This window comes from Alteromonas sp. 1_MG-2023 (assembly GCF_030547075.1).
Lineage (GTDB): Bacteria > Pseudomonadota > Gammaproteobacteria > Enterobacterales > Alteromonadaceae > Alteromonas.
In genome coordinates this window covers 1-2,333 of record NZ_JAUOQH010000037.1, presented here as the reverse complement: position 1 = coordinate 2,333, position 2,333 = coordinate 1, and the positions used below count along the sequence as shown (strand labels likewise).

The 2,333-nt window shown below is 43.9% G+C and carries 3 protein-coding genes; all 3 read right to left on the bottom strand.

Annotated elements, in window-relative coordinates:
- Positions 1 to 592 precede the first annotated feature (592 nt).
- Positions 593 to 856 carry a hypothetical protein gene (locus tag Q4561_RS19685; protein ID WP_303462959.1) on the bottom strand — a complete coding sequence of 88 codons (264 nt, stop codon included), beginning with the start codon at positions 854 to 856 and terminating at the stop codon, positions 593 to 595.
- A gap of 619 nt (positions 857 to 1,475) precedes the next feature.
- Positions 1,476 to 1,838, bottom strand: coding sequence for a hypothetical protein (locus Q4561_RS19680; RefSeq protein WP_303462958.1), 363 nt, complete (start codon positions 1,836 to 1,838; stop codon positions 1,476 to 1,478).
- A 130-nt stretch (positions 1,839 to 1,968) separates the two neighbouring features.
- A partial coding sequence (locus Q4561_RS19675) for an integrase core domain-containing protein (protein WP_303462956.1) occupies positions 1,969 to 2,333 on the bottom strand: 365 nt, incomplete at its 5' end.

The window sequence follows — 2,333 nt, the reverse complement described above, 5'->3', positions numbered from 1 at the left end:
ACCTAGTGAAACAACCTTAATGCTGGAATGTCACGACTGAACCCACTTTTTTAAGCTGTAAGTAAATGACGCCTAACTTTAAGCTAAGGGGCGCCGATACGTGGGGCATAATTGGCGAAGCCGCCCCGCGTATAGGCGTCCCAGCGACCGAAGGGAGTGGCTTAAGCGCTTTGTTAGAAGCAGAGCCTGTTCCTTTGGGCTTTTTAAAAACTGTTGAAGCCAGCATACGATTGATTATTAACACAAACAAGTAAAACGACAGTGCAGTGATGTAGGTGATTTAGCTGAGGCAAGCCGCCCTATGAATTACCAAGTGCAATGGCGCTTGCAGGCCTCGAATAAGAACTTGGCGGTAAAGCGCCTATTGCGCAACCTTTGAAGTAAGTGCGGTGATATTAAAACTACGGATGCTTGGGCGATGTTGGGAACAACAGGTGAGGGTGGTTGAATTGTTATTTGTATTAAGCCAAACGCAGTTAAGGCTGACGCCTTCTAACTTTTCAATAACGGGCGCAGACATGTGGGGCATAATGGCGAAGCCGCCCCGCGTGTATGTGTCCCAGCGAACGTAGTGAGTGAGTTTATTGAGTTGTTATAAGCACTGTTCAAAAGAGGTGCGAGCCACATGAACAGAGCTTTCAGCAATATATTCACATTCAGCGTTTAGGCTACAATAATACTCAACAACAAAATACCGAGAAGAACTTACACATACTTCAAACCGGCTACCTGTTTGTACGACTTTTGTTATTTGGTCATGCTGCAGCTGCAAAATCTCAGAGTGAGACGCACTACTTGAAGACTTCCTAACGCCTTTATCTAATGCGGCTAATAATTTATTACACGATTCGTTCAAGCATACTGACTCCTGCTGTCCGAAGCAGTTGAATGAGAGGATGCTCAAAAAAATTATTAATATAAATTTTTCCATGTGCATATAACTTTAAGCTAAGCGGCGCTGACGTGTGGGCTACAATCCCGAGCGAAGCGAGTTAGCCCGCATGTTAGCGTCCGACGACCGAAGGGAGTGAACTTTAGCGCCTTGTTAGAAGCAGAGCCTGTTCCTTTGGCCTTATTAAAAACTAATAGAGCCAGCATACGATTGATTATTAACACAAACAAGTAAAACGACAGCGCGGTAATGTTTTTGATTTGACTGAAGCAAGCCGCCATTTGGACTAACAAACGCATTGGCGCTTACTGACTTAAAATAAGAACTTTGCGATAAATCGCCTAATGCGCAACCTTTGAAGTTAATGCGGCGACATTAAAGCTACCAAAAGCCAAAGCGATGCGGGTGAAAATAGGCGAGGGTAGTTACCCTACTTTTTTAACTAAGCCAAACGAAGTTTAGGCTGACGCCTTCTAACTTTTCAATAACGGGCGCAGGCGCGTAGGGCATAATGGCGAAGCCGCCCTGCGTGTATGAGTCCCAGCGAACGAAGTGAGTGAGTTTATTGAGTTGTTATGTGCGTTCACGTCATTACCCCATTTAGCAGCATTCCAGGCATGAAAAAGCTAAAGGCGAACATACCAGAGCCTGTCAAAGCTAATGCCAGACAACAAAATGATGCTTGTAATGCGAAGACGCTAGGTTTGGCAGAATTACTATGTCTGATAGAAATTAATGCAAGATTAATAATGTTTTTAAATTGCACATAGAAGCGTTGTAGCCAAGCCGAAAGAGGTTGAAAGGCGACAAGCAAAAATGCAAACGCTACTTCGATACCGCCAAACTGCAAGAGTAGCGCGATTTCGGGAGCTAACGCTGCAATTACCAATATGCAGATGCCTATTACAGCCTTCTGAATGAATGTTAAATTTTCCCAATTTCTCATATAAATCCTTTTAGCACATAACTTCCAAATATGGGGCGCAAACGCGTGGGGCATAATTGCGAAGCGCCCCGCGTGTTTGTGTCCCAGGAGAGTTCCCCCACAAAAGTGGACACTCGATTTAATTGTTAAGTTACATACTTTCATATTGCTGTGGTGTTTTAAAGTTCAACGATGAGTGTATTCGCTGATTATTGTAATATTCCTCTAGATACCACTGCGCTGTTTCACGTAAGTGCGTCTCATCTTTAAACTTCTCGCCGTGGTATGTCTCGGTCTTAAATGTCCTAAAGAACGTCTCAACATAGATATTGTCGGTCATCTTTCCTGGCCGATTCATGCTTGGCTGTATCCCACACTTCTTTAGATGATTCTGATAGTCATGACACGCATATTCGGTTCCTTTGTCGCTGTGGAATATCAAACCAGAGCATAGCTTTCTGGACTTAACTGCCATGTCCAGAGCCTTTATTGTTAGCGATACTTTCCTTTGCCTAT

Bases quoted from the DNA above. Each gene is read 5' to 3' on its own strand.
- Q4561_RS19680 (WP_303462958.1), bottom strand. From the start codon at position 1,838: ATGAGAAATTGGGAAAATTTAACATTCATTCAGAAGGCTGTAATAGGC.